Source organism: Saccharopolyspora aridisoli, assembly GCF_004348445.1.
Classification (GTDB): Bacteria; Actinomycetota; Actinomycetes; order Mycobacteriales; family Pseudonocardiaceae; genus Saccharopolyspora; species Saccharopolyspora aridisoli.
Window position 1 is genome coordinate 133,633 of the sequence record NZ_SMKV01000004.1, and the last position, 13,281, is coordinate 146,913.

The window sequence follows — 13,281 nt, forward strand, 5'->3', positions numbered from 1 at the left end:
CGCCTCCCACTCATCCCTCGACGGCCTCGAGCACCTTGAGCGCGTCGACCGTGGCCGCCACGTCGTGCACCCTGAGCAGCTTCGCCCCGCGCTGCGCTGCCAGAACGGCGGCGGCAACCGAAGCCGCCTCCCGGTCCCCGACCGGCCGACCGGTGATCTGGCCGAGCATCGACTTGCGGGACAAACCAGCCATCACAGGTGCGTCGAGCTCGGTGAACCAGCTCAGCGACCCCAGCAAGGTCAGGTTGTGCTCGAAGGTCTTGCCGAACCCGAACCCCGGGTCGATCACGATGTGCTCACGCGGGATCCCCGCGCTCACGCACGCATCGATGCGCCCCCGGAGGAACGCGACCACGTCGACGAGCACGTCCTCGTAGCTCGGGTCGTCTTGCATGACGCTCGGGGCGCCGAGCAGGTGCGACAGGCACACGGGCACGCCCAGGTCCGATGCCACCTCGACCGCGCCGGGATTCCGGAGCGCACGCACGTCGTTGATCAACGACGCGCCCGCGGCCACGGCCTCCCGCATCACCTCGGGTCGCGAGGTGTCGATCGACAGCGGAACGTCCGTCTGCGCTGACAGCTGCTCGATGACCCCCACCACGCGGTCGAGCTCCTCAGCGACGCTGGGCGGGCACGCACCCGGCCGAGTGGATTCACCACCGATGTCGAGGATGTCAGCACCCTCGTCGATCAAGCGGAGTCCACGCCACACGGCGGCGCCGCTGTGCCAGTAAGCGCCGCCGTCGGAGAACGAATCCGGTGTGACGTTGAGGATCCCGCACACCAGCGTGCGCGGACCTCGGAGCAGTCGCAGCAACGTGCCGGCAGCAGCTGCGGGTGCCCTCGGTACCACGGCAGTGGGCAGCGGACTCGTCATGCTCGACTCCGGGAAGCCGACTCGATCGTGTGCCGGAGCAGCAGCGCTGTCGTCACCGGCCCCACTCCGCCGGGAACCGGGGTCAACCCGGCCACCGAACCAGCCACTTCCGCCTCGTCGACGTCGCCGGTCAAACCGCCGTCAGCTGTCGGATTGGTTCCCACATCGATCACGACGCTACCGGGGTTGACGTGCTCAGCGCCGATCAACCCGACCCGGCCGACGGCCACCACCAGGATGTCAGCAGGACGGGTGTGCGCGGCGAGATCACGAGTGTGGCGGTGGCACACGGTCACGGTCGCATCGCGCTGCAGGAGCAGCTGGGCTGCTGGTTTGCCGACCACATTGGACCGTCCGACGACCACGGCCCGACGGCCCGCGAGCGGGACCTGGTAGTGATCCAGCAGTTCCAGCACCGCTGCGGCGGTGGCCGGCACGAAAGCGGGTAGTCCGGCGCTGAGTCGCCCCAGCGACACCGGATTGGCACCGTCGACGTCCTTCTCCGGGGCGATCGACGCCGCCAGGTCCTCGACGGACGCTCCGCCGGGCAGCGGGGTCTGCAACATGATCCCGTGCACCGACGTGTCCTCGCTCAGCTCGGTGAGCCGGCTGCGGATCTGCTCGGCCGTCGCGTCTGGGCCGAGATCGACGATGTCGCACTGCATTCCCGTCTTGGACGCGGCCTTCGCGATCGAGCGGACGTACCAGGCGGTGGATTCGTCATCCGTGGCCACGACGACCGCCAAGCGCGGTGGTGCGCCGGCTGCCGCGAGCGCCTCCGCTGCCGCTGTCACCCCCGCACGGATCTCCTTGGCGAGGGCCGCTCCGCTGAGCACTGCCGTGGTCGGCTCATCGGAAACGAGCTGTCCTGTCATCGTCCGATCACCTCCCGCACCGCGGCGGTGACCTCGTCCGCGCGCGCGGTGAGGTCGTCGACTTCGGCGATGGAGGTGAGCAGCTCGCTCCGCTCCTCCGCATCGCTGATCCCGTTGAGGTTGACCTCCACGTTCACGCGCGCGGTGGTCGCTGCGGCGCGGGCGGCTTCCGCAGCAGCGGCGATATCGCTGATGACGTTGCGATTCCCGATCGGGAGCAGCTGTTCGGCCGAGCCGATGACCTGCTCGGCAACGGCGACCACCCTCGCGGGCACCCGGCCGGCCTCGACCAGGGCAGCCGCGATCGCACGCGACCGGACCTCCTTCTGCTCGTCGGTGGAGCGCGGGAGCGCGTAGGCCGCCCCGACCGCACCGAAGGCGGAGGCATCTTCTTCGGCCAAGGTCAGTGCGAGCTCTCGGAGCTGATCGGTGTCGTTGCGCACCGCCGTGATCGTCGCGGCGTGTTCGGAGTACTTCTCGCCGTCGCTGTAGCGGGCGACCATCCCGACCAGCGCGGCGGCCTGAGCAGCGTGCAACCCAGCGCTCGCCCCGCCTCCCGGTGCGGCCACCCGGTCTGAGAGCGAGCCCAGAAAACGTTCGAGGGTTTCCATGCGCATGGCATCGGTCCTTCTTCTCTGCGGACTGGGAATGTGATGGCAGGAATCGGGCGTCGGTCCCGCAGCACTTCGGGACCGACGAGGACTTGGGGTGGGGTGCGCGGCCACCGACCGTTTCAGACCGCGCACCCCGGCTTGGGGGTCAACGCCGGATGCGGGTCATCTCCGGGTCGACGAGCGGCTCGACGGCGACGGTGGCGCGCACCTTCCGGTCGAAGTACTGGATCTCCACCGAAGTCCCCGGCGTGGCCGATGCGGGGAGCCAGGCGTAGGCGATCGGCTTGCCGATCGTGTGGCCGAAGGCCGCCGACGTCACGTAGCCGGCAGGCTCGCCGTCGACGAAGACGGGTTCGCTGCCCAGCACGACGCTGCGGCCATCGTCGATGGTCAGGCACGAGAGGCGACGGGTGATGGTGTCAGCGCTGAGGCCGGCGACCGCGTCGTAGCCCACGTAGTCGGTCTTCTTCTTGCTCAGGGCGAACCCGAGTCCGGCCTCGTAGGGGTTGTGCTCGGTCGTCATGTCACTGCCCCACGACCGGTAGCCCTTCTCGAGGCGGAGGCTGTTGAACGCGGCACGCCCTGCGGCGATGACGCCCAGCGGCTGTCCGGCTCCCCACAGCGCGTCCCAGAGCCGCTGTCCGCACTCGGCGCTGGTGTAGATCTCCCAGCCGAGCTCACCCACGTAGGACAGCCGCATCGCGGTGACCGGGACACCAGCGATGTGCGCGTGCTTGAGGCGGAAGTACTTCAACGCCTCGTGGGAGAAGTCGTCACGGCTCAAGGGCTGCACCAGGTCCCGGGCGAGCGGTCCCCACACACCGATGCAGCACGTACCGCCGGTGATGTCGCGGATCTGGACGCTGCCGTCGTCCGGGGCCTCGCGCAGGAAGTGGTCCACGTCGAGATTGCTGTTGGCACCGACCTGGAACAGCTGCTCATCGAGCCTGGCCACGGTGACGTCGGAGCGAACACCTCCGGCCTCGTCGAGAATCAGGGCATAGGTCACCGAGCCGACCGACTTGTCCATCTTGCCGGTGGTCAGCCGCTGCAGGAACGCCACCGCCCCGGGCCCGCTGACCTCGACGCGCTTGAGCGAGGTCATGTCGTACAGGGCGACCGCCGTGCGGGTCTTCCACGCCTCGGCCGCCGCGATCGGCGAGTGGAACATCGCCGACCACGCATCGCGCGACGGCGGCTGCCACTCGGTCGGCAGCTCCTGCACCAGGCGCGCGTTGGCCTCGTACCAGTGCGGCCGCTCCCAGGCGTGCGACTCCAGGAAGAACGCGCCCAACTCCTTCTGCCGCGCGTGGAACGGACTCACCCGCAGCTCCCGGGGTGAGAACCTCGGCTGCAGCGGGTGCCGGACGTCGTAGATCTCGACGAAGTTCTGCTGCGAGGTCTCGTCGACGTAGGCGTCAGCCGTTTCGATCTCGTCGAAGCGGTTGACGTCGCACCCGTGGAGTTCGGTCTCGCTGCGGCCGTTGACGAGCAGCTGGGCGACGGCGCGGGCGACACCGGCGGAGTGGGTCACCCACACCGCTTCGGCGACCCAGAACCCGGCGACGTCCGGCGACTCGCCGACCAGCGGACCACCGTCGGGCGTGAAGGAGAAGACGCCGTTGAACCCGGACTCGATCTTCGCGTTCCGCAACGACGGCAGCAGCTCCTTGCTGTGCTCCCACGAGGCGGCGAAGTCCTCTTCGGTGAACGGCAGCATCGAGGGCATCGCGGCCTCGCCGACGTCGTCGCCTGCGACCTCGGGCAGCTCCGACAGCTGCGCCGGCATCGGGCGGTGGGCGTAGCTGCCGATGCCGAGGCAGTCGTGGTACTCCCGGAAGTAGAGATCGCGGTCCTGGTGTCGGAGGGCAGGCAGACTCGCCTCGGTCTGCTCGTCGTTGCGCCCGACCAGCTCCGAGATCTGCCCGGTGCGCGCGAACTGGTGGGCCAGCGGGAGCAGCGGCACCTTCATGCCGACCAGCTCACCGACGGCCTTGCCCCAGAAACCGGCGCAGGAGACCACGACGTCCGCAGCGATCTCCTCACCGCCGTCCGTGCGCACTCCGGCGACGCGGCCGTTGTGCTGCAGGACCTCCGTCACGCGGGTCGAACCGCGGAACACCGCTCCGCGCGCCTCAGCCCGGCGGATGAGGGCAGCGACGGCTCGGGGCGACTTGGCCAGCCCGTCCGTGGGCGTGTGGAGACCGCCGAACACGCGCTCGCGGTCGAGCAGCGGGTGCAGTTCCGCGCACCGCTCCGGCCCGACGACCTCGCTGGGGACGCCCCAGGAAGTCGCCCATCCGTGCTTGCGGTGCAGGTCAGCGAGCCGTTCCGGGGTGGTCGCGATTTCGAGTCCGCCGACCTGGTTGAAGCACCGGTCGCCGTCGACCTCGATGCTGTTGAACTTCTCGACCGTGTACGTCGCGAACTCGGTCATGGTCTTGGAGGGGCTGGTCTGGAAGACGACACCGGGCGCGTGCGAGGTCGACCCACCGGTGAGGGGCAGCGGTCCCTGGTCGAGGACGGTGACCTCGGTCCAGCCGCGCTCGGTGAGCTCGTCGGCCAGGTTGGCGCCGACGATCCCGGCGCCGATGATGACGACACGAGGGGTGGTGCTCATGGCGGGGGCGCTCCTTAACTGGACGGTCTGGAGTGACCGCTCGGAGGATGCTTCGGGGTGGGAGGTCGGCCGTGCCCACGGTCACGGCCGACCTCGTGCTACGTGGTGGTGCGCAACTCCTCGGCCGTGTCGAGGAGCCAGTCCGCGAGGTAACCCGCGAACGACGGCCGGACGTAGAGCCGGAAGTCGTCACCGTCACCCAGGGCGAGGATCAGCACCCCGGCCTGCCCGATGCTGGTCTGCGCGCTCGATCCCTTCGGGAACGCAGCGGGTCGCAGGTCGAGCGAGCACCCGAACGACAGCAGTTCGCGCGCCAGCCCGCCGCTCACCCGGATCGAGGTGCGCTGCGCGGACACGTCCACCGCAGCGCCACCATGCGCGGACACGACCTCGACGAGCGAGCGCTCCAGCTCGTGCGGCCGGAAGACCTTGCTCGTCACGAGCCATTCATCCGGCCCCAGCCAGACGATCTGCCCCTCCGGCGTGGAGGTCCAGGTGTTGGGTTTGACCGGGAGCGCCGAGCCCAACGCGCGCTCCACTGCCGCAGCACCTGGACCGTCGGGTTCGATCCGCAGATCCGCAGCGGGCACGAGCTCCTCGGGCTTGACCACCAGACCGTCGATCGACCAGGTCAGCGCCGCCAAGGCGTGCTTCCAGCCTTCCAAGGGGTGCGTAGCGCGAAGCGTTCTAGCCATCTCGGCGTGCTCCTTCCGGGTCCACCAGCACGGTTTCGCCGATCTCCGCCTCGACGAGCGCGCCGTCCACCGGGACGTGCACCAGGTCGCCGACGCGGGCGCGGCCGTTCTTCACCAGCGCCAGCGCGAACGGCCGGCCGAGTTCAGCGCTGTGATAGCTGGAGGTGACGTGACCGAGCATCGGGACCGGTGGCTCGGGAAGAGTCCCGTCTGCCCGCAATTCCACGATCTGCGAGCCCTCGCGCAACCTGGTGCGCCGATCCGTCGGGAGCAGCGAGACGAGTTGCTTCCGCAGCGGGTTCAGGTTCTCGGCACGGGAGAACGAGCGCTTGCCGATGAAGTCTTCCTTCTTCTTCGACACAACCCAGTTCATGCCCAGGTCGTGCGGGGCGACCGTGCCATCGGTGTCCTGCCCGATGATCGGGTAGCCCTTCTCGGCTCGCAGCACGTGCATCGTCTCGGTGCCGTACGGCGTGATGCCGAAGCGCTTCCCCGCCTCCAGCAACCGCTGCCACAGCGAGAGCCCGTACCAGGAATTGACGTTGACCTCGTAAGCCAGCTCGCCGGAGAACGAGATCCGTGCAACTCGGACCGCAACGCCGTCGAGATCGGTGTCCTTCCACGACATGAACGGGAACGCCTCGTTCGACACGTCCAGATCGCGGAACACCTCGCCGACCACCTCGCGCGAACGCGGCCCGACGACCGGGAAGACCGCCCACTGCTCGGTGACCGACGCGAGGTGCACCCGCAGCTCGGGCCATTCCGTCTGGAGCCACTCCTCCATCCAGTCCAGGACCGTCGCCGCGCCGCCGGTCGTCGTGGTGACCAGGAAGCGGTTCTCCTCGATGCGCAGCACCGTGCCGTCGTCGATGATCATGCCGTCGTTGCCGCACATGACGCCGTAGCGCACCCGGCCGACCTTGAGGGTGCTCATCATGTTCGTGTAGATCCGGTCGAGGAAGACCCCGGAATCCGGGCCCTGGACGTCGATCTTGCCCAGCGTGGAGCCGTCGAGGATGCCGACACCGGACCGGGTCGCCGCGCACTCGCGCAGCACAGCGGTGTCCATGTCCTCGCCGGGCTCCGGGTAGTAGCGGGCTCGCTTCCACTGACCCACGTCTTCGAACACCGCACCGGCGTCGAGGTGCCAGGGATGCACCGCGGTGATCCGCTCGGGGTCGAACAGGCTGCCGCGTTCACGCCCGGCCAGAGCTGCGAACGCAACCGGTGTGTACGGCGGGCGGAAGGTCGTGGTGCCCAGGTCCTCGATGGGACGGCCCAGCAGTTCGGCGGTGATGCCGGAGGCGATCACGCCCGAGGTCTTCCCCTGGTCATGAGCAGTGCCGATCGTGGTGTAGCGCTTGACGTGCTCCACCGAGTGCAACCCGGCGCCGACCGCGCGGCGGATGTCGGCCACGGTGGCGTCGCGCTGGATGTCGACGAACTGCTCGGACGGGTCCCCCTCGGTGCACCAGATCACCTCTGTCGGTGTGCGGGACGGCTCCGCATCGACCGCCGGTGCCTCCGCGCCGGCCCCGTCCTGCACGACACCGGCCAGGTCGAGGGTGCCGTTGGCCGAGCCGATCACGGTGATGCCGGGCAGGCTCCCGGACGGCCGGAAGGAACCGAGCGAGGCGTCGTAGGTCAGCGCACCCTTGACGTGGCTGAACAGGTGCACCGCCGGGTTCCAACCACCCGAGACGAGCAGCAGGTCAGCGGGGACTCGGACGTCGCCGCCGCGTTTGCGAGCGACCACCGCGCCGACGTGCTCCTCGCCTTCAGCGCGGAGGACCACTGTGGACGCGGAAACCTCGACGCCTCTCGCCGCAGCACGCTCCGCCCAGTCCGGCGGCAGTTCGTCCCTGGCGTCGAGGACCGTCACGTCCGCGCCGGCGAGGGAGAGGTCGATCGCCGCCGAATAGGCCGTGTCATCGCTGGTGAACACGACGACCTGCTGCCCTGCGAGGACGCCGTAGCGGTGCAGGTAGTCCCGCGCTGCCGAGGCGAGCATGATCCCGGGGAGGTCGTTGTTCTCGAACACGATCGGACGCTCGTGGGCACCGGCTGCGACGACCACCTTCAGCGCGCGGATGCGGTGCACGCGTTGCCGACTGCGGTTCGACGACTCTGTGGCACCGGGGTGGCCGCTGCGGCGCTCCAGGGCGAGCACGAACCCGTCGTCGTACTGGCCGAACGCCGTGGTGCGCTGCAGGTGCAGGACCTCCGGGTTCGCCGCCAGCTCGGCGACGACCTCCGCCACGAACTCCAGCGCCGGGCGTCCCCCGATCCGCTCAGCACCGGTCAGGCTGCCACCTGCGGTGGCACGATCGTCGAGCAGGACGACGCTCTCCCCGGCGCGGGCGGCGCTGCGCGCCGCGAGCAGCCCAGCCGGGCCCGCGCCGATCACGAGGGTGTCGACGTGCGTGTGCTTGCGGTCGTAGCGGGCGGGATCGGGATGCTCGGCGAGACGTCCCTGCCCGTTGACGCCTCGCGCCACGAGTCCGTCGGTCAGCTCGACCGCGGCAGCCTGCAGCATCGGTTCCGGGAACGGCTCCTCGACCTGCACCAGTCCCGTGGCGTCCTCGGTCCACGCTGCGCCGATCCCGCGAGGCCGTCCCAGCTTCACGCTGGTGCCGATGCGGTGAACGTCGTTGGCCAGCAGGGCGGAAGCCAAGGTGTCGCCCGGGTGACCGGTGTAGGTGCGTCCGTCGAAGGTGAAGGTGAGCGTGCGACCGCGGTCGATGCGGCCATACCCGTCGACCCGGCTCATGCCCGCACCTCCGGCTTCGTCGATTCCAAGCCCGGAACGCTGGGCACCGGTTCACCGACTCGGTAGATGGCCAGGAACTCGTAGGTGCGGGTGTCCCGGACTGCGTTGAACCAGCGCCGGCAGCCCGTGCTGTGGCACCACCGCTCCGGGAACGGCCCCTTGTCGTTGTCGCGGTAGAACACGAACTCAGCCCATTCCTGGTCCGACAGCGCAGCAGGGCTCTCCGGGTAGGAGACGTCGGCTTGGCCGCCGTAGTGGAACTCGACCTCCTCGCGGGGGCCGCACCAAGGGCAGTGGATCAATTGCATGGCTAGCAGTCCTCGGTTTCAGTGGGCGACGGCAGCGGCACCGTGCTCGTCGACGAGCGCTCCGGTCGTGAAGCGGTCGAGGCTGAACGGCGCGACGTGCGGATGCGGTTCGCCGTGGGCGATGGTGTGCGCGTAGCACCAGCCGAGCCCCGGCGTGACCTTGAACCCTCCGGTCCCCCAGCCGGAGTTGACGTAGACGTTCTCGAACGGTGTGCGCCCGACGATCGGGCTCGCGTCCGGGGTGACGTCGACGATTCCCGCCCAGCTGCGCAGCAGGTGCGCACGGGCGAAGACCGGGAACAGCTCCACGGCAGCGGCCATCTGCCGCTCGATGATGTGGAACGCGCCGCGCTGCCCGTAACCGTTGTAGGAGTCCACGCCTGCGCCCATCACCAGCTCGCCCTTGTGCGCCTGGGAGACGTACACGTGCACGGCGTTGGACATCACGATGGTCGGGTGCACGGGCTCCAGCAGCTCCGAGACCAGCGCCTGCAACGGGTGAGATTGCAGGGGAGCGCGGACGCCGAGCTCGTCCAGCAGGACGGAGGTGTGCCCGGAGGAGCACAGCGCGACGGTCCCGCAGGCGATGTCACCACGACTGGTGCGCACGCCGGTCACCCGTTCACCGTCCACGGTGAACCCGGTGACCTCGCAGTCCTGGATCAGGTCGATCCCGGCCTCATCCGCACTTCGCGCGAATCCCCAAGCGACGTAATCGTGCTTGGCGATCCCAGCCCGGGGTTGGTAAGTCGCGCCCTGCACCGGGTAGCGGATGTCGTCGGAGACGTTGACGATCGGGCAGACCCCCTTGACCTCTTCGGGGCTCAGCCACTCCGCATCGATGCCGTTGAGCTTGTTGGCCTCGACGCGCCGGATCGAATCTCGGACGTCCTGCTCGGTGTGGGCGAGGTTGAGCACGCCGCGCTGGGAGAACAGGATCGGGTAACCGAGTTCGTCCTCGAGGCCTTCCCACAGCTTCAAGGCGTGCTCGTAGATCGCAGCCGATTCGTCCCACAGGTAGTTGGACCGGATCAGCGTGGTGTTGCGGGCCATGTTCCCGCCCGCGAGCCACCCCTTCTCCAGCACGGCGACGTTGGTGATGCCGTGGTTCTTCGCGAGGTAGTGCGCGGTCGCCAAACCGTGCCCCCCGCCACCGATGATGACCACGTCGTAGGACTTCTTCGGCTCCGGGTTTCGCCAGAGGAAATCCGGGTGATCGGGCAGGTCCGCGCCGGGAGGCGTGGAGTTCGCGTTCATGCCTGCAGCTCCGGGTACAGAGGACGGCTCTGGGCGAGTTTCGCGACGCGCTCGGTGAGGGCGTCGAGGCCGGCTTGCGGCGTCTCGGGGCGCAGCGTCAGCGCGATGATGTCCGCGACCTCGCGGAAGTCCTCGTCGTCGAAGCCGCGCGCAGCAAGCGCGGGAGTGCCGATGCGGACGCCGGAGGAGACCATCGGCGGTCGCGGATCGAACGGGACCGCGTTCCGGTTCACCGTGATGCCGACCTGGTGCAACCGGTCCTCGGCTTGCTTGCCGTCCATCTCGGAATTGCGGAGATCGACCAGCACCAGGTGGACGTCGGTCCCACCGGACACCACGCCGACGTTCTCCTCCAGCAGCAGCCGGTCGGCCAGGATTCTCGCCCCGGCCAGGGTGCGCTCCTGCCGCTCGCGGAAGGCGGCCTCTCCGGCGAGCTTGAACGCCACCGCCTTGCCCGCGATCACGTGCTCGAGCGGACCGCCTTGCAGCCCCGGGAAGACGCTGGAGTTCAGCTTCTTGGCCAAGCTCCCGTCAGCGAGCACGACACCGCCTCGCGGTCCTCCCAACGTCTTGTGGGTGGTCGAGGTGACCACGTGGGCGTGCGGCACGGGCGACGGGTGCAGACCGGCTGCGACAAGTCCTGCGAAGTGGGCCATGTCCACCATCAGGTAGGCACCGACCTCGTCGGCGATCCGGCGGAACTCCGCGAAGTCCAGGTGCCGCGGATAGGCCGACCAACCCGCGATGATCAGCTTGGGCTGCCGTTCCTTCGCCAGCCGCTCCACCTCGTCCATGTCCACGAGGTGGTCGTTCTCGCGCACGTGGTACGCCGCGGCGTCGAAGTACTTCCCCGAGAAGGTCAAGCGCATCCCATGCGTCAGGTGCCCGCCGTGCGCGAGGTCCAGGCCGAGGAAGGTGTCGCCCGGCTCCAGCAGCGCGGCCATGACCGCGGAGTTCGCCTGAGCTCCGGAGTGCGGCTGCACGTTCGCGTAGTCGGCGCCGAAGAGCGCCTTGACCCGGTCGATGGCCAGCTGCTCGATCTCGTCTACGTTCTCGCAACCACCGTAGTAGCGACGCCCCGGATACCCCTCGGCGTACTTGTTGGTCAGCACCGACCCCTGGGCCTGCATCACGCTCAGCGGCGCGAAGTTCTCGCTCGCGATCATCTCCAACGTGTCGCGCTGGCGAGCCAACTCCCGGTTGACGGCCGCATGGACCTCCGGATCCGTCTCCGCCAAGGGAAGACCAAGCGCGTTCTCGGCGCTCTCCGCCCCCTGACGATCAACCGTTGCGGACATGCGGCCACCTCCTGGTGTATCTGTAATCGGTGATTGATATATCAGTTACCTGTCAAAGTAGAGGTCGTCGCGGACTCGGTCAACAGTCCGCCGACGACCTCTCGCGAAGACCCGGCGGTCAGTACCCCCGGGCCCTCCACTCCTCCAGGTGCGGAGCTTCGGCCCCGATGGTGGTGGAGCCTCCGTGCCCTGTGCGGACACTCGTCTCCCCCGGCAGCGCGAGCAGGTCGCGGCTGATCGAGCTGATGATCGTGTCGAAGCTGGAGTAGGACCGCCCGGTGGCCCCGGGCCCGCCCTGGAACAGCGTGTCCCCGGTGAAGATCGTCTCGAGCTCCGGCACGTGGAGGCAGACGGAGCCCGGTGAGTGCCCCGGTGTCGACAGGACGCGCAACTCGATACCGGCCACCGTGATGACCTGGCCGTCCGACAACTCCCGGTCCGGTTGCCGGTCCGGGTGCGCCAGCTTCCACAGCGGAGCTTCGGCCGGGTCGAGCAGGATCGGCGCATCGAAGCTGTCCGACAGGACCGGCGCCTGGTTGACGTGGTCATCGTGGGCGTGGGTGCACACGATCGCCGTCAACCGACGATCGCCGATCCGCTCCGTGACCGCATCGGCGTCGTGCGCGGGGTCGATGACGAGGACCTCGCGCTCGTCACCGATGAGCCAGACGTTGTTGTCGACCTCCCAGGTGCCCCCGTCCAGGGAGAAGGTGCCCGAGGTGACCAGGTGCTCGATCGGGCTCACAAGACCACCACCGAACGCAGCACGTCACCGCGGTGCATCTTCTCGAAGGCGTCCTCGACCGCGTCGAGGGAGATCTCCTCGGTCACGAACTTCTCCAGCGGCAGGCGGCCCTGCAGGTGCAGGTCGACCAGCGCGGGGAAATCACGTGAGGGCAGGCAATCGCCGTACCACGAGGACTTGAGCGCACCACCGCGGCCGAAGTACTCGATCAACGGCAGTTCCGGCGCCATCATGTCCGGCGTCGGCACGCCGACGAGCACGACCGTGCCGGCCAGGTCGCGGGCCTCGAACGCCTGCTTCCAGGTCTCCGGGCGCCCAACGGCGTCGATCACCACGTCGGCGCCGAATCCGCCGGTGTGACTCCGGATGGCCTCGACGACGTCGGCCTCGCGGGCGTCGACGACGTGCGTGGCGCCGAACTCCCTGGCTTGGTCGAGCTTCCGCGGGTCGCGGTCGACCGCCACGATCGTGCTCGCCCCTGCGAGCTCGGCACCCGCGATCGCCGCGTCACCGACGCCTCCGCAGCCGATGACCGCGACCGAATCACCGCGGCCCACGCCTCCGGTGTTGATCGCGGCGCCGATCCCGGCCATCACACCGCATCCGAGCAGCCCCGCCACTTGCGGCTTCACCCGCGGGTTGACCTTGGTGCACTGCCCAGCGGCCACGAGCGTCTTCTCCGCGAAGGCACCGATCCCCAGTGCCGGGCTCAGCTCCTGACCCGAGGCCAGCGTCATCTTCTGCGTCGCGTTGTGCGTGTCGAAGCAGTACTGCGGTTTGCCCTTGCTGCAGGCACGGCACTGCCCGCAGACCGCGCGCCAGTTCAAGATCACGTAATCGCCCGGGGCGACGTTGACGACGCCCTCACCGACCGATTCCACGATGCCTGCGGCCTCGTGCCCGAGCAGGAACGGGAACTCGTCGTTGATCCCGCCCTCCCGGTAGTGCAGGTCGGTGTGGCACACCCCGCACGCTTGCACCTGCACGACCGCCTCACCGGGACCCGGGTCGGGGATCACGATCGTCTCGACCGCGACGGGTTTGCCCTGCGCGAGCGAAACCACTCCGCGGACCTCTTGTGGCATAACGCCTTTCTCCTTCTCAGCGATTGTTCCTCGACCACGGACGCGCCGGCCGACGCAGATCCGTGTTCCGGCTGCGAGGCCGCAGACCGAGCGCCGCAACGCAATTCCGACGCCCACTGTGACATGAGACT

The 13,281-nt window shown here is 68.9% G+C and carries 11 protein-coding genes; all 11 read right to left on the bottom strand.

Annotation, left to right across the window (positions count from 1 at the left end; all coding sequences use genetic code 11):
- Positions 1-10: 10 nt before the first annotated feature.
- The 11 genes from folP to E1161_RS04640 all read right to left on the bottom strand — a co-directional run bounded on the left by folP (position 11) and on the right by E1161_RS04640 (position 13,150).
- The gene (folP, locus tag E1161_RS04590; protein WP_132619900.1) at positions 11-880 is read right to left on the bottom strand and encodes a dihydropteroate synthase; all 870 of its coding nucleotides are present in this window, start codon (positions 878-880) and stop codon (positions 11-13) included.
- Entirely contained in the window at positions 877-1,755 is an 879-nt protein-coding gene (locus E1161_RS04595; protein WP_132619902.1) for a bifunctional 5,10-methylenetetrahydrofolate dehydrogenase/5,10-methenyltetrahydrofolate cyclohydrolase, read from the bottom strand. The genes folP and E1161_RS04595 overlap by 4 nt, the downstream gene beginning before the upstream one ends.
- Positions 1,752-2,372 carry a cyclodeaminase/cyclohydrolase family protein gene (locus tag E1161_RS04600; RefSeq protein WP_132619904.1) on the bottom strand — a complete coding sequence of 207 codons (621 nt, stop codon included), beginning with the start codon at positions 2,370-2,372 and terminating at the stop codon, positions 1,752-1,754. Before E1161_RS04600 ends, E1161_RS04595 begins: the two co-directional genes overlap by 4 nt.
- Positions 2,373-2,514: 142 nt before the next feature.
- Positions 2,515-4,989, bottom strand: coding sequence for a GcvT family protein (locus tag E1161_RS04605; RefSeq protein ID WP_132619906.1), 2,475 nt, complete (start codon positions 4,987-4,989; stop codon positions 2,515-2,517).
- A 98-nt stretch (positions 4,990-5,087) separates the two neighbouring features.
- On the bottom strand, positions 5,088-5,684 hold the full coding sequence (locus tag E1161_RS04610; RefSeq protein WP_132619908.1) for a sarcosine oxidase subunit gamma: 597 nt from the start codon (positions 5,682-5,684) through the stop codon (positions 5,088-5,090).
- A complete protein-coding gene (locus E1161_RS04615) occupies positions 5,677-8,457 on the bottom strand; it encodes a 2Fe-2S iron-sulfur cluster-binding protein (protein ID WP_132619910.1) in 2,781 nt (926 codons plus the stop codon). The genes E1161_RS04610 and E1161_RS04615 overlap by 8 nt, the downstream gene beginning before the upstream one ends.
- A complete protein-coding gene (locus E1161_RS04620; protein WP_132619912.1) occupies positions 8,454-8,765 on the bottom strand; it encodes a sarcosine oxidase subunit delta in 312 nt (103 codons plus the stop codon). Before E1161_RS04620 ends, E1161_RS04615 begins: the two co-directional genes overlap by 4 nt.
- An 18-nt stretch (positions 8,766-8,783) precedes the next feature.
- Entirely contained in the window at positions 8,784-10,022 is a 1,239-nt protein-coding gene (locus E1161_RS04625; protein ID WP_132619914.1) for a sarcosine oxidase subunit beta family protein, read from the bottom strand.
- Positions 10,019-11,320 (bottom strand): serine hydroxymethyltransferase, encoded by a 1,302-nt coding sequence (gene glyA / locus E1161_RS04630; protein ID WP_207920098.1) that lies wholly within the window; start codon positions 11,318-11,320, stop codon positions 10,019-10,021. Before glyA ends, E1161_RS04625 begins: the two co-directional genes overlap by 4 nt.
- 118 nt (positions 11,321-11,438) lie before the next feature.
- The gene (locus tag E1161_RS04635) at positions 11,439-12,065 is read right to left on the bottom strand and encodes an MBL fold metallo-hydrolase (RefSeq protein ID WP_132619916.1); all 627 of its coding nucleotides are present in this window, start codon (positions 12,063-12,065) and stop codon (positions 11,439-11,441) included.
- Positions 12,062-13,150, bottom strand: coding sequence for an S-(hydroxymethyl)mycothiol dehydrogenase (locus tag E1161_RS04640; protein ID WP_132619918.1), 1,089 nt, complete (start codon positions 13,148-13,150; stop codon positions 12,062-12,064). Before E1161_RS04640 ends, E1161_RS04635 begins: the two co-directional genes overlap by 4 nt.
- Between the last annotated feature and the right edge of the window lie 131 nt (positions 13,151-13,281).

What these genes read in the sequence shown, in the direction of transcription:
- folP (WP_132619900.1), bottom strand. Translation starts at nt 880, where the DNA reads ATGACGAGTCCGCTGCCCACTGCCGTGGTACCGAGGGCACCCGCAGCT.
- E1161_RS04600 (WP_132619904.1), bottom strand. Translation starts at nt 2,372, where the DNA reads ATGCGCATGGAAACCCTCGAACGTTTTCTGGGCTCGCTCTCAGACCGG.
- E1161_RS04625 (WP_132619914.1), bottom strand. Translation starts at nt 10,022, where the DNA reads ATGAACGCGAACTCCACGCCTCCCGGCGCGGACCTGCCCGATCACCCG.
- E1161_RS04615 (WP_132619910.1), bottom strand. Translation starts at nt 8,457, where the DNA reads ATGAGCCGGGTCGACGGGTATGGCCGCATCGACCGCGGTCGCACGCTC.
- E1161_RS04605 (WP_132619906.1), bottom strand. Translation starts at nt 4,989, where the DNA reads ATGAGCACCACCCCTCGTGTCGTCATCATCGGCGCCGGGATCGTCGGC.
- E1161_RS04640 (WP_132619918.1), bottom strand. Translation starts at nt 13,150, where the DNA reads ATGCCACAAGAGGTCCGCGGAGTGGTTTCGCTCGCGCAGGGCAAACCC.
- E1161_RS04610 (WP_132619908.1), bottom strand. Translation starts at nt 5,684, where the DNA reads ATGGCTAGAACGCTTCGCGCTACGCACCCCTTGGAAGGCTGGAAGCAC.
- glyA (WP_207920098.1), bottom strand. Translation starts at nt 11,320, where the DNA reads ATGTCCGCAACGGTTGATCGTCAGGGGGCGGAGAGCGCCGAGAACGCG.
- E1161_RS04595 (WP_132619902.1), bottom strand. Translation starts at nt 1,755, where the DNA reads ATGACAGGACAGCTCGTTTCCGATGAGCCGACCACGGCAGTGCTCAGC.
- E1161_RS04620 (WP_132619912.1), bottom strand. Translation starts at nt 8,765, where the DNA reads ATGCAATTGATCCACTGCCCTTGGTGCGGCCCCCGCGAGGAGGTCGAG.